Source organism: Bradyrhizobium sp. WD16 (assembly GCF_024181725.1).
Lineage (GTDB): Bacteria > Pseudomonadota > Alphaproteobacteria > Rhizobiales > Xanthobacteraceae > Bradyrhizobium_A.
This window is the reverse complement of the sequence record NZ_CP028908.1, coordinates 3,695,441-3,716,327: the sequence shown is the minus strand read 5'-3', so window position 1 is coordinate 3,716,327 and position 20,887 is coordinate 3,695,441. Positions and strand designations below refer to the sequence as shown.

Here is a 20,887-nt window from a genome sequence, read left to right as displayed (position 1 = left end):
ATGACCGTGACCGAGGACAGGCGCCCCGCCGCGTTTCTCGACCGCGACGGCGTCCTCAACCACGACGACGCCTATATCGGCACCACCGAACGCATTCGCTGGATGCCGGGGGCGGCCGCCGCGATCCGCCGCCTCAATGACGCCGGCTATTTCGTCTTCGTCGTTTCCAACCAGTCAGGCGTCGCGCGGGGGATGTTTTCCGAAGCCGATGTCGCGGCGCTGCATCACTGGATGCGCGAAGAACTCGGTCGCGACGGCGCCCGCATCGATGACATCCGCTACTGCCCGCACCATCCCGAGGCGCCGCTGGCGCGCTATCGCAGCGACAGCGACTGGCGCAAACCCCGGCCCGGCATGATCCTCGACCTGATGCGGCACTGGCCGGTGCAGCGCGAAGGCAGCTTCCTGATCGGCGACCGCGCCATCGACATGGCGGCGGCATCCGCCGCCGGCATCCCCGGCGAGTTGTTCGCGGGTGGCAATCTCGATGCGTTCGTTGCCGCCTGCCTGCAGCGTCACAGCAGGGCGCGATAGACCGCGACGATGCCGTCGGCCTCGGCATCGAGGCTGAAGCGCGCGGCGACGCTCGCCCGCGCCCGCGCCCCCATCGCGGCGGCGGCCGCGGGATCGCGCATCAAAGGCTCGATGGCGGCGGCGAGCGCGGCGGCGTCGTCGGTCGGCACCAGCACACCGCTGTCGCCGTCGGCGACCACCAGTTCGGCGGCGCCGGCGCGCGTCGCCACCAGCGCCGCGCCCGCGCTCATCGCCTCGATCAGGGTCATGCCGTGGCCCTCGTTGCGCGAGGTGAAGGCATAGATCGTCAAACGCTGGAACCAGCGCACCACGTCGTCGATCGGCAACTCGCCGAGGATGACGATGCGCGAGGCGAGCCCGGCAGCGGCGATCCGGGCCTTGAGGCCGGCGGCGAAAGGCGTCTGCTCCGGGGTGATGGCGCCGACGATCACCGCGGTGAAATCCGGATAGCGCGGCAACAGGGCGCACATCGCCTCGACGAACAGGTCGGTACCTTTCTGGGCCCGCACCCGGCCGAAGCAGCCGATGGCAAAGCTTCCGGGCAGCCCGGTCTCGGCGAAGGCGGCGGCGCGATCCGGCGGCGGTGCGTAGCGTGCCGCGTCGACGCCGTGGTGGACGACATTCGCCGAACGCGTGAGATACGAGGCCGAGACCTCGCTGGTGGCGATGATCGCGTCCATGCGGCCGATCAGCCAGCGGGTGATCCAGGTGTGGTGGCGCTGCGCCGCGGAGGTGAAGACCAGCCGGAACGGCCAGCCCAGCATCTTGAGCAGGACGCCGACGATCATTTCATCGTTGCGCCGCGCGTGCCATACCAGCGGCCGGCGCCGGCGCCACAGCGCGACCAGATCCCGGAAATTCAGGCGGGCGATGCCCTCGGGGGCGTCGGTGCCGAGCCAGCCGGCGCGCACACGGCGTGCGACGAAGGGCGCCACCGCGCGGCTGGTGGCGGTCACGCCGGAATAGCGGCGGTGCAGATTGGCGACGACCACCTCGAGTGACTGCAATTCGACGTCCGTCATTCCCTGCCCGGCCCCGGTTCCATCGCGGACGCTTATCCCCAATCGCCACCGCGAGGAAGAGGCAATGAGCGGGGCTGTGCCCGGTCTTGCCGTCACGCCCGCGGCCCCTTGCCCGCGCACCGCGACCGGCGATGATGAGAACTACGTTTCCGCCATAGCCCTATGAATCCGCATGCCAAATCCATCTGCGCCGGTCCAGGTCTGCAGGGCCGTCGTCAACGTTTCAACCGCTCCTCGGCGCGACGACGGCGGCATTGAACGGGAGTTCAGCCGCAAGCGGCAGATCGGGGCGGGGCTATGAAGCGCCTTGAACGATACGGCATTTTGCCGTATATAACAGGACCGAAGGAGGCCCCTATGCCCAAGCCCCAAGTCGAAGCCGAGACCGCCCGGTTGGAAGCGCGTATTCCCGTCCAGGTCTATGACCAGATGCAGCGCGCCGCCCGACTGCGCGGCCTGACCCTGACCGGCTATCTCATCGCCACGGCCGGCGAGGACGCAAGGCGCGTCGTCGAAGACGCCGAGATCATGCGCCTCGCGCGAGAAGATCAAATCCGCTTTGCCGAGGCGCTGATCAATCCGCCCAAGCCGAATGAGCGGCTGGTCCGCGCAGCCAAGCGCCATGCCGAGTTGATCGAACGCCGGTGAGCGTCCGCTTCGCCATCGAGCCGCTGGCGAAGGCGCACAAGCGGGCGGATTTCACGTGCGGCAACGACCGGATCGATAGCTATTTCCGCGAGACCGTCTCGCAGGACGTGAAGCGCAAATACGCCACCTGCTTCGTCGCCAAAGAGATCGCGACGGATCGGGTGGCCGGCTTCTACACCCTGTCATCCAGCAACGTCCCCTTGAACGAGGTTCCCGAGTTGCTGGCGAAGAAGCTGCCGCGCTATCCGACTGTCCCGGCGGTGCTGATCGGTTGGCTTGGGCGGCATAGCGATTACGCTGGACAAGGGCTTGGAGAAGCCTTGCTGTTCGACGCCATCAAGACCGTGGCGACCGCGCCTATCGGTGCGCACGCCATCTTTGCCGACGCCATCGACGACGGTGCGGCTGCCTTCTATACAGCCTTCGGTTTCACGCCGTTGGTCCGGCGGCCGCGCACTCTCTATCTGCCGGTGGCGACGGCGTTGAGCCTGGTATCGCCATGACGTGCGTCGTCTCCACCGCTGCCCCAATTCCGCCCCGCGCCGCCGCGTGCGTACCCTGGTCGCCGCCTCAGGCGGGAAATCGATCGCAATCGGTGTTCAGAGCTCTGTTCTGAAATGGCGCACCTGCCGCGCCGAACTGACCGCGGGACCCATCGTTCGACTGCCGCAAGAAGTGCTGCGGCTAGCTAGTGTCCTGTTTCCAACGTTCGTATCCCATTGCAGCAGGCGCTCATACGAACGTTGGAAACAAGGGGACACTAGCATCATTATGATTCTAGTGTGGTTTTGGATCTGACGCTCGTTCGAAGAACTCGCTGCAATACTGAAACGAGCGTCAGATCCACCACACTACGTCTTGTTAAGCATACCGGCTACATCCCCCTTCCCCGCAAAGAACCTCTTCACCCTCGCGACCCTAGTGTCCCGTCTCCGAATTACCGCTTCGTTTGCCTCACCCTCGCACGGTAATTCGGAGACATCGGGACACTAGCAAAATCAAAAAGCTAGTGTGGCTTATGTCTCGCAATTGCCTACGGCGGAGACGGGTGGACCATCATGACCGTGCTTGTGACCGGCGGCGCCGGCTATATCGGCAGCCACATGGTGCTGGCGCTGCGCGAGGCCGGCGACGATGTCGTCGTCATCGACAATCTCTCCACCGGGTTCTCGTCGCTGCTGCCCGAGGACGTGCCGCTATTCATCGGCGATGCCGGCGACGAGAACCTGGTCGAGGGCGTCATCGCCGCCCACGACGTCGACGCCATCATCCACTTCGCCGGCTCGGTGGTGGTGCCGGACTCGATGCGCGATCCGCTCGGCTACTACCGCAACAACACCATGACGACCCGCAACCTGCTCAGCGCCGCGGTGCGCTGCCGCGTGCCGCGTTTCGTTTTCTCCTCGACCGCGGCGGTCTACGGCAATCCTGATCGTGTGCCGGTCGCCGAGGATGCGCCGACCCGGCCGCTGTCGCCCTATGGCATGTCGAAGCTGATGAGCGAAATCATGCTGCACGACACCGCCGCGGCGCACGGCCTGGAATACGTCGTGCTGCGCTATTTCAACGTCGCCGGCGCCGACCCGCAGGCGCGCACCGGCCTCGCCACCACCGGCGCCACCCATCTGCTCAAGGTCGCGGTGGAAGTCGCCACCGGTCAGCGCGCCAAGATCGACATCCACGGCACGGACTATCCGACACCGGACGGAACCTGCATCCGCGATTTCATTCACGTCAGCGATCTCGTCCAGGCCCACCGCGCCGCCCTCGCCCACCTTGCCGTCGGCCGCGGCTCGGCGACCTGGAATTGCGGCTATGGTCGCGGCTATTCGGTGCGCGAAGTGATCGATGCGGTACGCCGCGTCTCCGGGCGGTCGATCGCCGTGCAGGAATCCGGCCGCCGGCCCGGCGACATCATGACCATGGTCGCCGACACCTCGCGGATCCGCGCGGCCACGAACTGGACGCCGGCTTACGACGACCTCGACGTCATCGCGGCCCACGCCCTCGCCTGGGAGGAACACTGGCTCTCCCGGCGCGGCGTGCCGGCGCCGGCCATGGCGACGGCGTAAGGTCGGGCATTGATGCATTTTCTGCCGTCGTCCCCCGCTTGAAGCGGGGCACCCAGTACGCCGTGTCGGTGGGAAGGTGCACAGCGATTGACGGTTTCAACAACACAGGCGTCCCGGCGTACTTGGTCGCCCGATCAAGTCGGGCGACGACGAAGGAATGTGGGATACTGCAGCGGCCCACGAGAGGTCAGCGCGCCTCGGTCCGTGATTTGGCGGAACGTTGATGCATTTTCTGCCGTCGTCCCCCGCTTCAAGCGGGGGACCCAGTACGCCGTGTCGGTGGGACGGTGCACAGCGATTGACGGTTTCAACAACACAGGCGTCCCGGCGTACTTAAGTCGCCCGATCAAGTCGGGCGGCGACGACGGCGAGCGTGGCGGGGGCTCGGGGCAACCGAGCGCGTCCGGCGCACCCCCGCCAAGTCCTTGAAACATTTGGAAAAGCCGGTTTTCCGCTTGAATTTCCGGCCGGTTGGGGGCATTGGAGACGCAGCTTTTTGCCTCTAATCCTCCAATGAGGAGACCGCGCCGCGACCTGCCGCGCCGTCGCTGGAATGCGGATGACCGATCTTCGAGACAACACCCCGCGAGGCAACGCCCCGCGCAAGATCACCGACGATCCCTATCGCGCCGCGGCGCTGATCAAGCGCCTCGTCCGCGAGCAGGGCGCCGCCTATTGGCGGCGCTACCTCGCGGCTTTCGCCATGATGGCGGTGGTCGCCGGCGCCACGGCGCTGTCGGCCTGGCTGCTCGGCGAAGTCATCAACGCCGCCTATGTGGCGCGTGACTTCCGCAGCATCGTCATGCTGTCGGTCGTCACCATGGTGCTGTTCATCGTCAAGGGCGCGGCGACCTATGGCCACCAGGTCATCCTCTCGCGCATCAGCAACGCCATCGTCGCCTCCAACCAGCGCCGGCTGTTCGCCAAGCTGATGAGCGAGAATCTCGGCTTCTTCGCCGACCGCCATTCGTCGGAATTTTTGGCGCGCCTATCCGCCGGGGCCGCCGCCGTCACCCAGGTGCTCAGCCTCCTGATCACCGCGGTCGGCCGCGATCTGTTGTCGCTGATCGGCCTCGTCGTCGTGATGATGACCCAGGATCCCTGGATGTCGCTGTTCGGCCTCGTGGTGGCGCCGCCGGCGATCGTGGTGCTGCGCAAGCTGGTCCGCCGGGTGCGCAATCTCGCCCAGAACCAGTTCACCACCAATTCCGACATCCTGGAGACCATGCAGGAATCGCTGCAGGGCATCCGCACGGTGAAGGCCTTCACGCTCGAGGCCATCATGCGCGCGCGCATCGACGCCAATATCGATGCCAACGAGCGCAACGCCAACAAGATCGCTCGCGTCTCCAACCGCTCGAGCCCGCTGATGGAGATGCTCGGCGGCTTCGCCATCGCCGGTTCGCTGATGTATGGCGGCTACGGCGTGGTGGTGAAGGGTGCGACGCCGGGCCAGTTCTTCTCGTTCCTCACCGCTTTCCTGCTCGCCTATGAGCCGGCGAAGCGGCTGGCGCGGCTCAACATCGACCTCAACAGCAGCCTGATCGGCGCCAGCAAGCTGCTCGAGATCGTCGACAGCCCGGCGACCGAGCCCGACGATGCCGACAAGCCGGCGCTCGCCATGGGTCCGGCGCGGGTGGAACTGCGCGAGGTCTCTTTCGCCTATCGCCCCGACGAGCCGGTGCTCAGCGGCATGAATCTGATCGCCGAGCCGGGCAAGGTCGCGGCTCTGGTCGGTCCCTCCGGCGGCGGCAAGTCGACGGTGCTGGCGCTGCTGTTGCGGTTGTATGAGCGCAATAGCGGCACCATCCTGATCGACGGCCAGGATATTGCGGACGTGTCGCGCCACTCGCTGCGCGGCCAGATCGCCTATGTCGGCCAGGACGTCTACCTGTTCCGTGGCTCCATCCGCGAGAATATCGCCTTCGGCCGCCCCGGCGCGAGCGAACAGGAGATCGTCGCGGCGGCCAGGGCCGCCTGCGCCGATGACTTCATCTCGGCGTTCCCGCTCGGCTACGATACCCCGGTCGGCGAACACGGCGCCCAGCTCTCCGGCGGCCAGCGCCAGCGCGTCGCGATCGCCCGCGCCCTGCTCAAGAACTCGCCCCTGATCCTGCTGGATGAAGCCACCGCCGCGCTCGATTCGGAATCCGAGCGCCAGGTGCAGGAGGCGATCGATCATCTCTGCGCCAATCGCACCACCATCGTCATCGCCCACCGCCTGCACACCATCATGCATGCCGACGCCATCCACGTGGTCGAGGGCGGACGCATCGTCGAATCCGGCCGCCACGACGACCTGCTTCGCCGCAACGGCCGCTACGCCTCGTTCTTCCGCCTGCAGCAGCGCGAGGACGCGCCGCTGGCGCCGGTCGCCGCTTCCGCCTGATCACGAAATCCTTCGACCAGCCGTTGAGACCCACACCCATGAGCGACAGCTACGTCATCCCCGCCCTGCCCGTTCCGTCGCTGCCGGTCACCGGGACCAGAGCGCGCTTTCCGGTGCGCCGGATCTGGTGCGTCGGCCGCAACTATCTCGAGCATATCCGCGAGCTCGGCAACGACGAGCGCCAGCCGCCGTTCTTCTTCGCCAAGCATGCCGACATGATCGCCCAGGACGGCGCCACGGTGCCCTATCCGTCGCTGACCAAGGACTTCCAGCACGAGGTCGAGATGGTGGTGGCGCTCAGGAGCGGCGGCACCAATATCACCCCCGACCAGGCGCTCGGCCACGTCTACGGCTACGGCGTCGCCATCGACCTCACCCGGCGCGACCTGCAGACCGCCTCGCGCAAGAAGGAGCAGCCCTGGGAGATCGGCAAGTCGTTCGACCTCTCGGCGCCCTGCGGCGCGCTGAAGCCCGCCGCCGAGATCGGCCATCCGGCCAAGGGGCGGATCTGGCTGTCGGTCAACGGCACGCAACGCCAGAACGGCGACCTCGCCGAGATGATCTGGAACACCGCCGAGATCATCTCCCGCCTGTCGCTGCAGGTCAGCGTGGGTGCGGGCGACATCATCATGACCGGCACCCCGGCCGGGGTCGCGGCGCTGGCGCCGGGCGACAGGATCGAGTGCGGCATCGACGGCGTCGGCACGCTCAAGGTGCAGATCGGGCCGCTGGTGGACTAGTGGTCCTATGATTCCAACATTCGCAAATGCGCCTGCAGAAACGGGATGCGAATGTTGGAATCGGACCACCAGGCTGACACTGCGGACCGCCGGCATCACCTTGGATCGAAGAAGGCCCCGGAGCGATCCGGGGCTTCTGCATTTTGGGATCTGATCTGCGCCGCCCGCTCGCCGCCGCGCAACGCTTCGCAAGAAGCGTCGGCGGCAGAGCGCATCATCTGCATTGCTGAAAAATGTCCGCGCGCGGCCGTTGCCGCGCTGGGTGACGTGATGCGGAATGCCGGGAATGACGACGCGGGCGAGACGGGCCATAGCTGAGAGCTTCGGCTAATTTAGTGCAATCGCGGTAGGGACGTCCATTACTGGACGCCCCCCGCACAGAACCGGACGGGCCCGATTAAGGCATCCGGCTCCCACCTTGGATGAGTGACGGCGAAGCGGCGGTTGGGCCAGGGATGGCGGATATTGGGTACGGGTAGCCACTGCTTGGCGATTTGCCTCATGCGATCCCATGGGGTCCGGTCTTTCTGGCTTCGCCGCTGAAGCGTGCGGTGCCAGAGTTCGGCCACGCGGTCGCGGAAGGCGCAGAGCGCAGGGCCGTTGGTCGGTACGGCATGATAATTGTACCAGCCGGTGACGACCTGTTTCAGCCAATGCCCCTGCTTCGAGATCGGTTCATGCCGTCGCCTGTTCAGCTCCATTTTGACTTCACGCAGCTTACTCCGCATCCGATCACCTCGGGACCTCCGCCGGAGCTGGAAGTATCCCTTGCGCGTGCGTCCGCAGATATGCGTGAAGCCCAGGAAGTTGAACGTCTCCGGTTTGCCAAGGCCGCGCCGCTTTCGGTTTGCCGCCGCGAAGCAGCCAAACTCGATCAGGCGCGTCTTGTCCGGATGCAGCGACAACGCGAACTCGGCCATCCGTTGACGAAGCTCCGTCAAGAACCTCTCGGCATCGGCCTTGTGCTCGAAGCCGGCGACGATGTCGTCGGCATAGCGCACCAGAATGACGTTCCCTCGGGCATGGCGTTTGCGCCATTGCTGCGCCCAGAGATCGAAGACGTAATGCAGGTAGATGTTCGCCAGCAGTGGTGAGATGACCGCGCCCTGCGGCGTGCCCACCTCGCTCGGCGTCACCACCCCGTCTTCCATCACCCCGACCGTCAGCCATTTGCGGATCGGGCGGAGCACCCGTTGGTCGCCGATGCGGTGCTCGACGAAGCGGATCAGCCAGTCGTGGCTGACCGTGTCGAAGAACCCCGCGATGTCGGCGTCCACTATCCAGTTCACCTGTGTGCGATCGATCCCGACCGCCAGCGCGTCCAGCGCAAGATGCTGGCTCCGCCCTGGTCGGAAGCCGTAGCTGAACCCGAGGAAGTCTTCCTCGTAGATCGCGTTCAGCACCTCGACCAGCGCGCGCTGGACGATCTTGTCCTCCAGCGTCGCGATGCCGAGCGGGCGCGCTCTGCCATCCGGCTTCGGTATGAACGTCCGCCGCGACGGTTGCGCTCGATACGCTCCCCGATGAATACGGCCGTGCAGGTCCTCGAGCCTGCGCTCGATATCCTCGCCGTAGTCGCGCCATGTCATCCCGTCCACGCCAGCCGCCGCCTCGCGTTTCAACGCGTGATAGGCGGTTAGCAGCAGATCGGTATCGACATGGTGCAGGAGCGCGGTGAACTTCTCCTTCAGCCCCCTCGCAGTTTGTCGTACGCGCTCCAGTCCGGGGGACACGTCAGCCCGGCTCGGTGTCCGGTGCGTGCCGTCCTGTGTCGCGTTCTCCTCGGCCCCTGCCCTTGGCTCCACCTGCTCCACAACTGCTCGCGCCATCTCCGGTCGATCGGCTGTGTTCGCAGGCTTCACGGCTACTATGGCAGGGTCTGACTTCTCCCGTTCGTGCATCATCGGCTTCGGCTCATCGCCTTCCCGATGCGGACCAGACGGCCATGCGGCCTGTGGTCGAGCGAGAGACCTCCCGGTTCCTGGTCGAAGAGCGTCCATACATGCCAGGGTCTCTGACCACAGTTACGGTGACACTGCACTTAATACCCCGACGAAGTAATGGAAGCAGCCAAGCATCGCCGAGCCTTCGGCCCCTCCTGACGGGCTCTACGGGCTAGCTCAATTAAATGCACTGTCACTGAAATTCTGTATTAAATGCACTGTCACCGAAATTCAGATCTCCTGCAATGCGCGCTTGGCCTTCGGCTGCTGGCTCTTCGGCAGCTTGGCGAGCACGTTCGCAGTCTTGTGCACCCAGCAGCGCTGCTCGCGTGTTTTCGGCCAGACCTCACCGCGGAGTTACGTTGACACTGCACTTAATACCCCGACGAAGTGGTGGAAGCAGCCAAGCATCGCCGAGCCTTCGGCCCCTCCCGACGGGCTCTACGGGCTAGCTCAATTAAATGCACTGTCACCGAAATTCCAGACGGGCCATTGCAGAGCGTCTCGGCTAATTTAGTGCAGTGTCACCGTAATTCGGCGCACCTGTCACCGTAATTCCGGTTACGATACGCAACGGGGACCAAAGATCTTAACGTTTGTTACCGAACTGCTTTGCATAAGCGGCTCGACCAATTCCTCTTCTGAAAGAGCGAGATAGCGCTCCCTCAGCTCAAGGCACGCCTGTTCAGACCGTAATAGTCCATTTTCATTTAGGTTGCCCATCAGCCCAGGAAACAGATTCGGGTGAGCGAACACGCCTTCAAGCAAAAGAGACCATTCTCCCAATCCAAAGCAATCGAACCCCAAGAAATTCCAATTAAGGGGATGGTCCTGGGATCCCTTGATTTGCTCGAGCTCGACGGACCATATGCCTATGATTTCTGAGACCGCAGAAGCGAGGCTTAACGTCCGCTGGGCTTTGCTCAGATCTTTCAGCAGCTTTAGCCCAGAGAGATCGTTATTCTCCCGCTCAAGCTCCTCGAATATGGGGATCATTGCGGTCGGCAAAGTTCGGTTGTAGTGGGCGACCTCCAGGTCCTCCCAACGAAGCCGATCAACACCTTGGTAAAGAAGATTGCCAAGGCGCAAGTTCGGTCTAATGAGTTCGTTCGCCGCAAACTCCGGTTTCCTAACAACCACAAAGCCACACAGATTTAGCATTTTACTCATCACCGTGGCATCACGCCATCTTCGACAGGAACATGTCCGCTACCAACACCAGGAACGTGTATATGCGGCTGCCCATTGCCCCCAGCCCAATTCGATGGTCGCGAGACATCTCCAACCCCGGCCCGGACGCCAGGGTAATTTGTCTCCTTTGCCCAATCGAGCACCGTTTCGGTGTCGGGAACGGAAAGAGGTTTGCGACCGTCGTTCGTAGCACCTTTGACAATATCTTTCAGTGCCTCCTGATCCGGCGTCTGCCTTTGTTCGTAAACTGCACCGCCCGCCCAAGCATCCGCAAGCCTGTCCATGGCAGCGCCAAAAGCGCCCAGACCAGCACCAAAGGATCCGATCAGAGTTACGGTGACACTGCACTTAATACCCCGACGAAGTGGTGGAAGCAGCCAAGCATCGCCAAGCCTTCGGCCCCTCCTGACGGGCTCTACGGGCTAGCTCAATTAAATGCACTGTCACCGAAATGATGTCACCGAAATGAGGCTTCAAAATCGTGGATGCCCGGCACAAGGCCGGGCATGACGACGGAAAGGCTGAAACAGTGGCCGCTTTCCCGGCTGCGGATCAGATGTGTGCATATTGTAACGCTTTCGCGGAGGACGACCGTTGGTCGAGGGCCGGCGTCTACGCCAATCCGCCGCGACGTTGCGCACCCATCAAAAAAGCCCCGGATCGCTCCGGGGCTTGTTGTCTGCCGTGAGCCTTGGCTCGGCCTCAGTAGCGATAGTGATCCGCCTTGAACGGGCCGTCCTGCGGCACGCCGATATAGGCGGCCTGCTCGGGCTTGAGCTTGGTCAGCTTCACGCCGATCTTGTTCAGATGCAGCATGGCGACCTTCTCGTCGAGATGCTTGGGCAGCGTATAGACCTTCTCGTCGTACTTGCCCGGGTTGGTCCAGAGCTCGATCTGGGCGATGGTCTGGTTGGTGAAGGAGGCCGACATCACGAACGACGGATGGCCCATGGCGTTGCCGAGATTTACCAGCCGGCCTTCCGACAGCAGGATGATGCGCTTGCCCGAGGCGAGTTCGATCTCGTCGACCTGCGGCTTGATGTTGGTCCACTTGTAGTTCCGCAGCGACGAGACCTGGATCTCGTTGTCGAAGTGGCCGATGTTGCAGACGATGGCGCGATCCTTCATCCCCCGCACGTGCTCGATGGTGATGATGTCGCGGTTGCCGGTGGCGGTGACGTAGATGTCGGCGCGCGGCAGCGCGTCCTCGATGGTGACGACCTCGTAGCCCTCCATCGCCGCCTGCAACGCGCAGATCGGATCGACCTCGGCCACCAGCACGCGGCAGCCGGCCTGGCGCAGCGACGCCGCCGAGCCCTTGCCGACATCGCCGAAGCCGGCGACGAAGGCGACCTTGCCCGACATCATCACGTCGGTGCCGCGGCGGATGGCGTCGACCAGCGACTCGCGGCAGCCATAGAGATTGTCGAACTTCGACTTGGTGACGCTGTCGTTGACGTTGATCGCCGGGAACAGCAGCTTGCCGGCGGCGGCGAGCTGATAGAGGCGGTTGACGCCGGTGGTGGTCTCCTCGGAGACGCCGCGGATGCTCTTCGCGAGTTCGGCGAACCAGCCCTTCGGCTTCTCGGCGAGCTTCTTCTTGATCAGGGCGTAGAAGATCTCCTCTTCCTCGCTCTCGGCCTTGTCGAGGAAGGCGGTGTCGCCGTTCTCGGCGCGCAGGCCCTGATGGACGAACATGGTGGCATCGCCGCCGTCGTCGAGGATCATGTTGGGCACGCCGCCGCCATGCCAGTCGAACAGCTTGGCGGTAAAGTCCCAGTATTCCTTCAGGCTCTCGCCCTTGAAGGCGAACACCGGAATGCCGGCGGCGGCAATCGCCGCGGCGGCGTGGTCCTGGGTCGAATAGATGTTGCACGACACCCAGCGGACATCGGCGCCGAGCGCCTTGAGCGTCTCGATCAGCACCGCGGTCTGGATGGTCATGTGCAGGGAGCCGGCAATGCGGGCGCCCTTCAGCGGCTGCGAAGCGCCGAATTCGGCACGGGTCGCCATCAGGCCCGGCATTTCGGTCTCGGCGAGATCGATCTCCTTGCGGCCGAATTCGGCGAGACCGATGTCCTTGACGATGTAGTCGGCGTTGCTCATGAATTTTCCTCTTGTCTCTTTGAAGTGGCCCGCGGGCCCGAGGGTCTGCCTCCGCCGTCATGCCCGGCAATAGCAGTCGGTCTTGTGCAGACTGCGTAGACCAGTCTGCTCTGCAGGGCATCTACGTCTGGAGGGCATCGATGCCTAAGACGTGGATGGCCGGGACGAGCCCGGCCATGACGATGTGGTGTGAACGAGCCGACCGCGGCTCCTAAACCGCGCGCTTGATGGCGTCGGTCAGATCGGTCTTCTCCCAGGAGAAACCGCCGTCGGCGTCGGGCTGCCGGCCGAAATGGCCGTAGGCCGAAGTGCGCGCATAGATCGGCTTGTTGAGGTCGAGGTGCCGGCGGATGCCGCGCGGGGTGAGGTCCATGGCCTCGCCCACCGCCTTCTCGATCTGGGAGGCATCGACCTTGCCGGTGCCGTGGGTGTCGACATAGATCGACAGCGGCTTGGCGACGCCGATGGCGTAGGAGAGCTGGATGGTGCAGCGATCGGCGAGGCCGGCCGCCACCACGTTCTTGGCAAGGTAGCGCGCCGCATAGGCCGCCGAACGATCGACCTTGGTCGGATCCTTGCCCGAGAACGCACCGCCGCCATGGGGCGCCGCGCCGCCATAGGTGTCGACGATGATCTTGCGGCCGGTCAGGCCGGCGTCACCGTCGGGACCGCCGATGTAGAACTTGCCGGTCGGGTTGACGTGCCACACCGTGTCCTTGGAGATCCAGCCGTCGGGCAGCGCCCGGCGCACATAGGGCTCGACCAGCTCACGCACCTTGGCCGAGGTGAGATCCTCGATCAGGTGCTGGTGCGACACCACGATCTGGGTGACGCCGACCGGCTTGCCGTTCTCGTAGCGCACGGTGACCTGGCTCTTGGAATCCGGTCCCAGCACCGCTTCGTCGCCGGAATGGCGGGCTTCCGCGATCAGCCGCAGGATCTTGTGGGCGTAATAGATCGGCGCCGGCATCAGCTCCGGGGTCTCGTTGCAGGCGTAGCCGAACATGATGCCCTGGTCGCCGGCGCCCTCCTCGCGGTTGGTGCCGGGCTGCAGCGCGTCGACGCCCTGGGCGATGTCGGCCGACTGCGGATGCAGCAGCACCTTGATATCGCACTTGTCCCAGTGGAAGCCGGACTGCTCGTAGCCGATGTCGCGGATGGCCATGCGCGCGACATGGGAGATCCAGTCCCTGGTCACGGTCGAGGGACCGCGGGTCTCGCCGGCGATCACGACCTGGTTGGTGGTCGCGAGCGTCTCGCAGGCGGCTCGGATCGCCCACGGATCGACGCCGGCCTTCGGCCCTTCGCGATAGAACAGATCGACGATCTCGTCAGAGATCCGGTCGCAGACCTTGTCCGGGTGACCTTCCGACACCGACTCGCTGGTGAACAAGTAGGACGCGCGCATCAAGAACCCCTTCCGCTGGACCACTCCAGCGGTCCGCATTGATGATCATGAAACGTCAGTCCCGCCGACGCGAGATGACGTAGGACTCGTCGTAGAACCACAGGCCGTTGTGCCGGCGCAGGACCTCCCGACTGGTGTCGAGATATTGCCCGTTCTGGGTGATATCCGCCAACCGGTCATCCTCGACCTGAGCGACATACACCGCCGCATTCCAGGCTGCAAAGGCCGTTGATGTGCCGATAGACCCGGTCACCTCATTGGGCAATGCTTCCATATCATACCGGAAAATCGACCGGGCGTCAGAATAGGCGTTGAAGTTCAGGTTCCGCCCGTCCGGACCGAGCTCGTATTTGACCGCGCGCAATATCTCATGGCGGCTGACGGCGAAAGGATTTTCTCCCGGCCAGACCGCATCGATGATCTCCATCCCCGGATCATGGCCATACGAGTGAATTCCGATCAGCCGCCCTCCCGGCCGCAACGCCCTGGCCAGCGGTGCGATGATCCGCTTGGCCCGGAACGAGACCGAGGATTTGGCACGATAGGGCTGCGACGCGATCACGAGGTCGAAACCCGCCTCGACCTTGCCCGCCCTGGGAATCACCGAATCGAGCAGGAAACGGTGGTCGTCGCGGTAGAAAACCAGGGCAATCGGGCGCTCATAAACCGGCATGCCCGAGCGGGGGCTGATGCTGGCCCGCCAGTTTTCCTCAAGAAAAGGCTGCAATTCGGCGATCTGGGCCTCGAAATCCCCAGATGTGGAGCCGGTCAGGGCCACCTCCCGCCAGATCATCGCCGCGGCCGCGGCCGGGGAGCGAGGGGCGAGCCACGGCGCCTCGGCGTAATACATGTTGGTCAGGACGAAGACCGTGGCCGGATGCTCGTAGAGGCGGTCGGGCAGCTTCTCCAGGGTCAGGCGAACGTCTTCGAGGCTGATCTCCTTGCCTGCCACATAAAACGGCATGTGGGGAAAACGGGCATGCATTGCGCGCAGAACCCGGGCCAGCACCGTACCATCCCCGACCCCGGCATCGAACAGCCGCAGGGCCGGTGGCCGGGGGTGGATGCTGCCAAGTTCCAGTTCGATCCGATGGGCGATCACCCGTTTTTCGCTGCAGGTGTGGACGAACAGCAGGTATTTCTGGCGGTTTTCGAAGAAGCGGAAGTTGCCCCGGGGGTCGCGCCGCTCCGGCGGCGGTTCCGGGCGGCGCTGCGGCGCCGGCAGAGCGCCATCCAGGACGGCCCGGATCCGCTCCAGCGTATCCGTCGTGATGCGCTTGCCCTCGCGCAGGCGCGAGACCAGCTTGCCGTCATTGACGGCCAGGCGGCCGAAGGTCGATTCGGCCATCCCCGCCTGCCGGCAGTACTCGGAAATGTTGGCGAGCAGTTGATCGTTTTTCATCGCCTCGAGGGGCTTCGCAAATCGGTCACCCTTCTCCCCTACCACCGTTCCGGAGCGGCGCAGAATCGGCCTGTGGACCGCCCGTCCGGCGGGAAGCCGGGGCCCGCGCGGCCTCGTCAGCCCGCGAGCCAGTTGCTACAAGGCCGGCAACTCACCGGCCATCGGCCCGTTGTTTTTGGAAGCAGGAGCGAACCGCAGCATGCGCATTGCGATGATCGGCACCGGATATGTCGGCCTGGTTTCCGGAGCCTGCTTCGCCGATTTCGGCCATCACGTCACCTGCATCGACAAGGACGCCGGCAAGATCGCCGCCCTCCAGCGCGGCGAGATCCCGATCTTCGAACCCGGGCTGAACCAGCTCGTCGCCACCAACACCGCCGCCGGGCGGCTCGATTTCGCCGCCGATCTGTCCGCCCCGGTCGCCGAGGCCGATGCCGTCTTCATCGCCGTCGGCACCCCATCCCGTCGTGGCGACGGCCATGCCGATCTGACCTACGTCCACGCCGCGGCGCGCGAGATCGCGGCCAACGTCACGGGCTTCACGGTCGTGATCACCAAGTCGACGGTGCCGGTCGGCACCGGCGACGACGTCGAGCGCATCATCGCCGAGACCAATCCGCAGGCCGACGTCCTCGTCGCCTCCAACCCGGAATTCCTGCGCGAGGGCGCGGCGATCCGCGATTTCAAACACCCCGACCGCATCGTGGTCGGCACCGACGACGAGCGCGCGCGCAAGGTGATCACCGAGATCTACCGGCCGCTTTATCTCAATCAGGCGCCGATCATGTATACCGGCCGGCGCACGGCAGAGCTGATCAAGTACGCCGCCAACGCCTTTCTCGCCACCAAGATCACCTTCATCAACGAGATCGCCGATCTCGCCGAGCGCGCCGGCGCCGATGTCCAGGAGGTCGCCCGCGGCATCGGCCTCGACAACCGCATCGGTTCGAAATTCCTGCATGCCGGACCGGGCTTCGGCGGCTCGTGCTTTCCCAAGGACACCCGCGCGCTGGTCAAGACGGCGCAGGACCACGACGCGCCGCTGCGCATCGTCGAGGCGGTGCTGGCGGTCAACGACAGCCGCAAGCGGGCGATGGCCCGCAAGGTCGCCGCCGCGCTCGGCGGCCAGTTGCGCGGCAAAACCATCGGTGTGCTCGGATTGACCTTCAAGCCCAATACCGACGACATGCGCGAAGCGCCGTCGATCCCGCTGATCACCGCGCTGCAGGACATGGGCGCGCAGGTCAGGGCCTACGACCCCGAGGGCATGGAGCAGGCGAGGCTTGAGCTGCCCGCGATCGCCTATTGCGACAATCCCTATGCCTGCGCCGAAGGCGCCGACGCCCTCGTCATCGTCACCGAATGGGAGCAGTTTCGCGCCCTCGACCTCAGGCGGCTGAAGCGCGAGATGGCGCAGCCGGTGATCGTCGATCTGCGCAACATCTATCGGCCCGAGGAGATGGCCGAGCACGGCTTTGCCTACGAGAGCATCGGGCGAGCGCGCCGCTAAGCGGCAAGCCGCAAAACGGGTGGCGTGACGGCGCGGCGGCGCCGCATGGTGACGGAAACGATGCGCACCGGCCGCGCATCGATCTGCACCCGAGGAGCCGATCCGCCATGCCCGCCGCCCCCCGCTCCCGCCCATCCGCGCCGGCCGCATCGTCCGCCGCCGAAGCCGTTCGTTCGGCCGTGGCCGCTTCGGACTGGACCGCGATCGAGGCCGACATCGATGCCAGCGGCTGCGCCGTGCTCCCCGGCCTCATCAGCCGCGAGGACTGCGAAAGCCTCGCCGCGCTCTATGACGGCGATCATTTCCGCAGCCGCATCGTGATGGCGCGCCACGGCTTCGGCCGGGGCGAATACCAGTACTTTGCCTATCCGCTGCCCGATGTCGTCGCGGCGTTGCGCGCGGCCCTCTATCCGCGCCTCGCGCCGCTCGCCAGCCGCTGGAACGCGGCGCTGGGGATCTCGACCCGTTACCCGGCCGAGCATGCGGCCTTTCTCGCCCGCTGCCACGCCGCCGGACAGATCAGGCCGACGCCTCTCCTGCTGCGCTACGACGCCGGCGACTACAATTGCCTGCACCAGGATCTCTATGGCGAGCACGTCTTTCCTCTGCAGGTCGCCGTGCTGCTGTCGGAACCGGGCCGGGAATTCAGCGGAGGCGAATTCGTCCTGACCGAGCAGCGCCCGCGCATGCAGTCGCGCGCCGAGGTGGTGCCGCTGCGCCAGGGCGACGCGGTGGCCTTCGCCGTCCGCCACCGGCCCGTCCAGGGCAGTCGTGGCATCTATCGCGTCAACCTGCGCCACGGCGTCAGCCGGCTGCGCTCCGGCCGTCGGCACACGCTCGGCATCATCTTCCACGACGCGGCGTAGGCGCGCGGCGCACCGGCGCAATTGGTGCTTTTCATCGGCGGCGAAATCGATCAAGAACCGCATGGGGACGTTGACGGTCGGCGCCCCTGAAGGTCTCGGTCCGGTCGATCCCGCCCATGCCATCCACGAGCCGCTATCTCGAAGCCCCGCTGCGCTTGCGCGCCCTGGTCCGGGCACGGGAATCCAGCCTCGTCCTGCTCGCGGCCCTGATCGGCGTGATGGGCGGTCTCGGCGTCGCCGCCATGAGCGGCGCGGTCAGCTTCCTGCACGCGGCGCTGTTCGGGCTGCCGCTCGGCGCCCGCCTCTCCGCCCAGCCGCGGCTCGATCCAGCCACGGCGCTGCTGGTGCCTTCTCTCGGCGGGCTGGCGATCGGCCTCGCATTCCTCGTGCTGCTGCGCTGGCGGCCCGCACGAGAAGTCGACCCGATCGAAGCCAACGCCCTGCATGGCGGCCGGATGTCGTTCCGCGGCAGCGTCATCGTGGCGCTGCAGACGGTCTGGTCGAGCGGCGTCGGCGCCTCGGTCGGGCTGGAGGCCGGCTACACCCAGCTCTCCAGCGGCCTCGCCGCCTCGGTCGGCCGCGCCTTCCACCTGCGTCGCGCCGACCAGCGCATCATGGTGGGCTGCGGCGCCGCCGCCGCGATCGCCGGCGCCTTCGGCGCACCGCTGGCCGGCGCGTTCTACGCCTTCGAACTGGTGATCGGCGGCTACACCCCGGCGGCGCTCACCCCGGTCGGCGTCGCCGCGGTGCTCGGCTTCGTCGTCGCCCGCGTCTTCGCCCCATTCTCGATCGGTATCGTCTCCGGCCAGATCGGCGAAGTGGCGACCCAGGACCTGGTGATCGCCGGCCTGCTCGGCACGGTGGCCGCACTGTTCGGCATCGCCCTGATGCGCAGCGTCGCGCTCTGGGAGAAGATCCTCAACCGGCGCTGGCTATGGCCGCCGCTGCGGCCGATGCTGGGCGGGCTGATCGTCGGTCTGTTCGCCCTCGCCACGCCCCAGGTGATGTCGTCAGGACACGGCGCGCTGCATCTCGCCGGCCTCGACGAGATGAGCCTGCGGATGATCGCCCTCGTCTTCGTGCTCAAGACACTGGCCTCGATCGCCTCGCTCGGCTCCGGCTTTCGCGGCGGCCTGTTCTTCGCCTCGCTGCTGCTCGGCGCGCTGGGCGGACGGCTGTTCGCCGCCGGGCTCGCCGTGCTGTTTCCCGGCGCCGTGCTCGATCCGAACGTCTATTCGATCATCGGCATGGGAGCACTGTCGGCCTCGATCATCGGCGGGCCGTTGACGATGTCCTTCATCGCGCTCGAGACCACGGGCAATCTCTGGCTCGCCACCGCCGTGCTGGTCGCGATCATCATCTCCGCCCAGCTCACCCGCGAGATCTTCGGCTATTCCTTCGCGACCTGGCGCTTCCACCTGCGGGGCGAGACCATCCGCAGCGCCGCCGATGTCGGCTGGATTCGCGACCTCACCGTCGGCAGCATGATGCGCGGCGACGTTCCGACCGTGTTCGCCGGCATGGCACTCGGCGAATTCAGGACGAAATTCCCGCTCGGCTCGCGCACCCAGGTGGTGGCGGTCGACGCCGACGGCCGCTATGCCGGCATGACGCTGGTGACCGAAGCCCATGCCGAGGAAACGACCGCCGCCCAGGTCCGGGACATCCTGCATTGCCAGTCGGCGATGCTGCTGCCCCGCATGAATATCCAGGAAGCCGTGGCCGCCTTCGACAAGGCCGAGGCGGAATCCCTCGCGGTGGTCGATTCCGTCGAGGACCGCCGCGTCGTCGGCCTGCTCACCGAGGCCTATGCGCTGCGGCGCTACTCGGAGGAATCCGAGCAGCGCCGCCGCGAAGCGCTTGGAGAGCTGTGACCGGAAGCCGCCTTATTTGCCCCAGACTTCGTTGGCGACCTCGACGGCAAGGCTCAGCTTGGCCCACTGCTCTTCCTCGGAGAGGATATTGCCCTCTTCGGTCGAGGCGAAGCCGCACTGGGGCGAGACCGCGAGCTGGTCGATGTCGACGAACTTGGCGGCCTCCTCCAGCCGGCGCTTGACGTCGTCCTTGCGCTCGAGCTGGCCGAATTTCGAAGTGATGACCCCGACCACGACGACCTTCTTGCCCTTCGGCAGGAAGCGCAGCGGCTCGAAACCGCCGGCACGGTCGGAATCGTATTCCAGGAAATAGCCATCGTAATTGGTGCCGGCCAGCAGCGTCTCCGCCACCGGCTCGTAGCCGCCCGAGGAGATCCAGGTCGAACGGAAATTGCCGCGGCAGACGTGGGTGGTGATGGCCATGTCGGCCGGCCTGTCGGCGATGGCGTAGTTGATGACGCGGGCGTAGATCTCCTGCAGGCGATCGACCTCCTCGCCGCGTTCGCGCACTTTCTTGAGCTCGTCCTGCGAGCACAGATAGGCCCACACGGTGTCGTCGAACTGCAGGTAGCGGCAGCCGGCGTCGTAGAACGCCTTCACCGCCTTGCGATAGGTCCGTGCCAGATCCTCGAAGAACGGTTCGAGATCGGGATAGACGTCCTTGGAGATCGCCTTGCGGCCGCCGCGGAAATGCAGCACCGCCGGCGAGGGAATCGTCATCTTGGCGGTGGCGCCGGTCACGGCGCACTGCTTGTTGAGAAACCGGAAGTGATCGAGCATCGGGTGGTCGTCGGCGAAATCGATCTTGCCGGTGACGCGGACATTGTCCGGCCGGGTGGTGACGCCGGCGAACTGGATGCCTTCCGGGTGATAGAGTTCGCAGCCGGTGAGCTTGGCGAGGAAATCGAAGTGCCACCACGAGCGCCGGAACTCGCCGTCGGTCGCGAGCTGCAAGCCGATCGACTTCTGCTTGTGGACGACCTTTTCGATCTCGACGTCCTCGATGCGCCGCAGTTCGGCGGCATCGATTTCACCGGCCTCCAGCTTGGCACGGGCTTCCTTGATGCGCTGCGGACGCAACAGGCTGCCGACCTCGTCGGCGCGGAAAGGTGGTATCGTTCGCTGCATGGTCGTTCCTCCGTGTTGAATGTCCTGCCGTCCCACCGGCGGCACCGAAGACGA

Annotated in this window: 17 protein-coding genes and 1 pseudogene; 10 read left to right on the top strand and 8 right to left on the bottom strand. The window is 65.4% G+C overall.

Going from position 1 to position 20,887, the window contains the following annotated elements:
* Complete coding sequence (locus DB459_RS17200) at positions 1-534, top strand: HAD-IIIA family hydrolase (protein ID WP_253706488.1); 534 nt, start codon at positions 1-3, stop codon at positions 532-534.
* Here the strand turns inward: DB459_RS17200 and DB459_RS17195 are convergent.
* The gene (locus DB459_RS17195) at positions 516-1,556 is read right to left on the bottom strand and encodes a glycosyltransferase (RefSeq protein ID WP_253706487.1); all 1,041 of its coding nucleotides are present in this window, start codon (positions 1,554-1,556) and stop codon (positions 516-518) included. The two genes, DB459_RS17200 and DB459_RS17195, sit on opposite strands and share 19 nt — an antisense overlap.
* A gap of 357 nt (positions 1,557-1,913) precedes the next feature.
* Here DB459_RS17195 and DB459_RS17190 point away from each other — a divergent pair, with 357 nt between their 5' ends.
* The 6 genes from DB459_RS17190 (at position 1,914) to DB459_RS17165 (ending at position 7,723) form a co-directional block, all read left to right on the top strand.
* Complete coding sequence (locus tag DB459_RS17190; RefSeq protein ID WP_253706486.1) at positions 1,914-2,204, top strand: DUF1778 domain-containing protein; 291 nt, start codon at positions 1,914-1,916, stop codon at positions 2,202-2,204.
* Positions 2,201-2,707, top strand: a complete 507-nt coding sequence (locus DB459_RS17185) for a GNAT family N-acetyltransferase (RefSeq protein WP_253706485.1) — start codon at positions 2,201-2,203, stop codon at positions 2,705-2,707. Before DB459_RS17190 ends, DB459_RS17185 begins: the two co-directional genes overlap by 4 nt.
* Positions 2,708-3,262: 555 nt before the next feature.
* Positions 3,263-4,276 carry a UDP-glucose 4-epimerase GalE gene (gene galE, locus DB459_RS17180; protein ID WP_253706484.1) on the top strand — a complete coding sequence of 338 codons (1,014 nt, stop codon included), beginning with the start codon at positions 3,263-3,265 and terminating at the stop codon, positions 4,274-4,276.
* 559 nt (positions 4,277-4,835) lie between these two features.
* Positions 4,836-6,665 carry an ABC transporter ATP-binding protein gene (locus DB459_RS17175; protein WP_253706483.1) on the top strand — a complete coding sequence of 610 codons (1,830 nt, stop codon included), beginning with the start codon at positions 4,836-4,838 and terminating at the stop codon, positions 6,663-6,665.
* Positions 6,666-6,703: 38 nt separating this feature from the next.
* Positions 6,704-7,405, top strand: a complete 702-nt coding sequence (locus tag DB459_RS17170) for a fumarylacetoacetate hydrolase family protein (protein ID WP_253706482.1) — start codon at positions 6,704-6,706, stop codon at positions 7,403-7,405.
* 51 nt (positions 7,406-7,456) lie between these two features.
* The gene (locus tag DB459_RS17165; protein ID WP_253706481.1) at positions 7,457-7,723 is read left to right on the top strand and encodes a hypothetical protein; all 267 of its coding nucleotides are present in this window, start codon (positions 7,457-7,459) and stop codon (positions 7,721-7,723) included.
* Positions 7,724-7,764: 41 nt separating this feature from the next.
* Here the strand turns inward: DB459_RS17165 and ltrA are convergent, their stop codons facing one another.
* From ltrA to DB459_RS17135, 6 genes and pseudogenes are all read right to left on the bottom strand, one after another.
* A complete protein-coding gene (gene ltrA, locus DB459_RS17160) occupies positions 7,765-9,306 on the bottom strand; it encodes a group II intron reverse transcriptase/maturase (RefSeq protein ID WP_253713608.1) in 1,542 nt (513 codons plus the stop codon).
* Positions 9,307-9,582: 276 nt separating this feature from the next.
* Positions 9,583-9,696: pseudogene (locus DB459_RS17155) on the bottom strand (transposase); the annotation flags it as partial.
* 213 nt (positions 9,697-9,909) lie between these two features.
* Positions 9,910-10,518 (bottom strand): hypothetical protein, encoded by a 609-nt coding sequence (locus tag DB459_RS17150; RefSeq protein ID WP_253706480.1) that lies wholly within the window; start codon positions 10,516-10,518, stop codon positions 9,910-9,912.
* A 723-nt stretch (positions 10,519-11,241) separates the two neighbouring features.
* A complete protein-coding gene (ahcY, locus tag DB459_RS17145) occupies positions 11,242-12,645 on the bottom strand; it encodes an adenosylhomocysteinase (protein ID WP_253706479.1) in 1,404 nt (467 codons plus the stop codon).
* Positions 12,646-12,856: 211 nt separating this feature from the next.
* Complete coding sequence (gene metK, locus DB459_RS17140) at positions 12,857-14,053, bottom strand: methionine adenosyltransferase (protein WP_253706478.1); 1,197 nt, start codon at positions 14,051-14,053, stop codon at positions 12,857-12,859.
* Between the two features lie 55 nt (positions 14,054-14,108).
* Positions 14,109-15,455 (bottom strand): hypothetical protein, encoded by a 1,347-nt coding sequence (locus DB459_RS17135; RefSeq protein WP_253706477.1) that lies wholly within the window; start codon positions 15,453-15,455, stop codon positions 14,109-14,111.
* 199 nt (positions 15,456-15,654) lie between these two features.
* On the opposite strand from DB459_RS17135, the gene DB459_RS17130 reads away from it, so the two are divergent.
* The 3 genes from DB459_RS17130 (at position 15,655) to DB459_RS17120 (ending at position 19,705) form a co-directional block, all read left to right on the top strand.
* A complete protein-coding gene (locus DB459_RS17130) occupies positions 15,655-16,965 on the top strand; it encodes a UDP-glucose/GDP-mannose dehydrogenase family protein (protein WP_253706476.1) in 1,311 nt (436 codons plus the stop codon).
* 107 nt (positions 16,966-17,072) lie between these two features.
* Positions 17,073-17,831: a 2OG-Fe(II) oxygenase gene (locus DB459_RS17125; protein WP_253706475.1), complete on the top strand. Its 759-nt coding sequence runs from the start codon at positions 17,073-17,075 to the stop codon at positions 17,829-17,831.
* A 116-nt stretch (positions 17,832-17,947) separates the two neighbouring features.
* On the top strand, positions 17,948-19,705 hold the full coding sequence (locus tag DB459_RS17120) for a chloride channel protein (protein ID WP_253706474.1): 1,758 nt from the start codon (positions 17,948-17,950) through the stop codon (positions 19,703-19,705).
* Between the two features lie 12 nt (positions 19,706-19,717).
* Here the strand turns inward: DB459_RS17120 and DB459_RS17115 are convergent, their stop codons facing one another.
* Positions 19,718-20,833: a cobalamin-independent methionine synthase II family protein gene (locus DB459_RS17115; RefSeq protein ID WP_253706473.1), complete on the bottom strand. Its 1,116-nt coding sequence runs from the start codon at positions 20,831-20,833 to the stop codon at positions 19,718-19,720.
* Positions 20,834-20,887: the final 54 nt, after the last annotated feature.

Bases quoted from the DNA above. Each gene is read 5' to 3' on its own strand.
- ahcY (WP_253706479.1), bottom strand. From the start codon at position 12,645: ATGAGCAACGCCGACTACATCGTCAAGGACATCGGTCTCGCCGAATTC.
- DB459_RS17135 (WP_253706477.1), bottom strand. From the start codon at position 15,455: ATGAAAAACGATCAACTGCTCGCCAACATTTCCGAGTACTGCCGGCAG.
- DB459_RS17150 (WP_253706480.1), bottom strand. From the start codon at position 10,518: ATGAGTAAAATGCTAAATCTGTGTGGCTTTGTGGTTGTTAGGAAACCG.
- DB459_RS17165 (WP_253706481.1), top strand. From the start codon at position 7,457: ATGTTGGAATCGGACCACCAGGCTGACACTGCGGACCGCCGGCATCAC.
- DB459_RS17170 (WP_253706482.1), top strand. From the start codon at position 6,704: ATGAGCGACAGCTACGTCATCCCCGCCCTGCCCGTTCCGTCGCTGCCG.
- metK (WP_253706478.1), bottom strand. From the start codon at position 14,053: ATGCGCGCGTCCTACTTGTTCACCAGCGAGTCGGTGTCGGAAGGTCAC.
- DB459_RS17125 (WP_253706475.1), top strand. From the start codon at position 17,073: ATGCCCGCCGCCCCCCGCTCCCGCCCATCCGCGCCGGCCGCATCGTCC.
- DB459_RS17175 (WP_253706483.1), top strand. From the start codon at position 4,836: ATGACCGATCTTCGAGACAACACCCCGCGAGGCAACGCCCCGCGCAAG.
- DB459_RS17195 (WP_253706487.1), bottom strand. From the start codon at position 1,556: ATGACGGACGTCGAATTGCAGTCACTCGAGGTGGTCGTCGCCAATCTG.
- galE (WP_253706484.1), top strand. From the start codon at position 3,263: ATGACCGTGCTTGTGACCGGCGGCGCCGGCTATATCGGCAGCCACATG.
- DB459_RS17130 (WP_253706476.1), top strand. From the start codon at position 15,655: ATGCGCATTGCGATGATCGGCACCGGATATGTCGGCCTGGTTTCCGGA.
- ltrA (WP_253713608.1), bottom strand. From the start codon at position 9,306: ATGCACGAACGGGAGAAGTCAGACCCTGCCATAGTAGCCGTGAAGCCT.
- DB459_RS17190 (WP_253706486.1), top strand. From the start codon at position 1,914: ATGCCCAAGCCCCAAGTCGAAGCCGAGACCGCCCGGTTGGAAGCGCGT.
- DB459_RS17115 (WP_253706473.1), bottom strand. From the start codon at position 20,833: ATGCAGCGAACGATACCACCTTTCCGCGCCGACGAGGTCGGCAGCCTG.
- DB459_RS17120 (WP_253706474.1), top strand. From the start codon at position 17,948: ATGCCATCCACGAGCCGCTATCTCGAAGCCCCGCTGCGCTTGCGCGCC.
- DB459_RS17200 (WP_253706488.1), top strand. From the start codon at position 1: ATGACCGTGACCGAGGACAGGCGCCCCGCCGCGTTTCTCGACCGCGAC.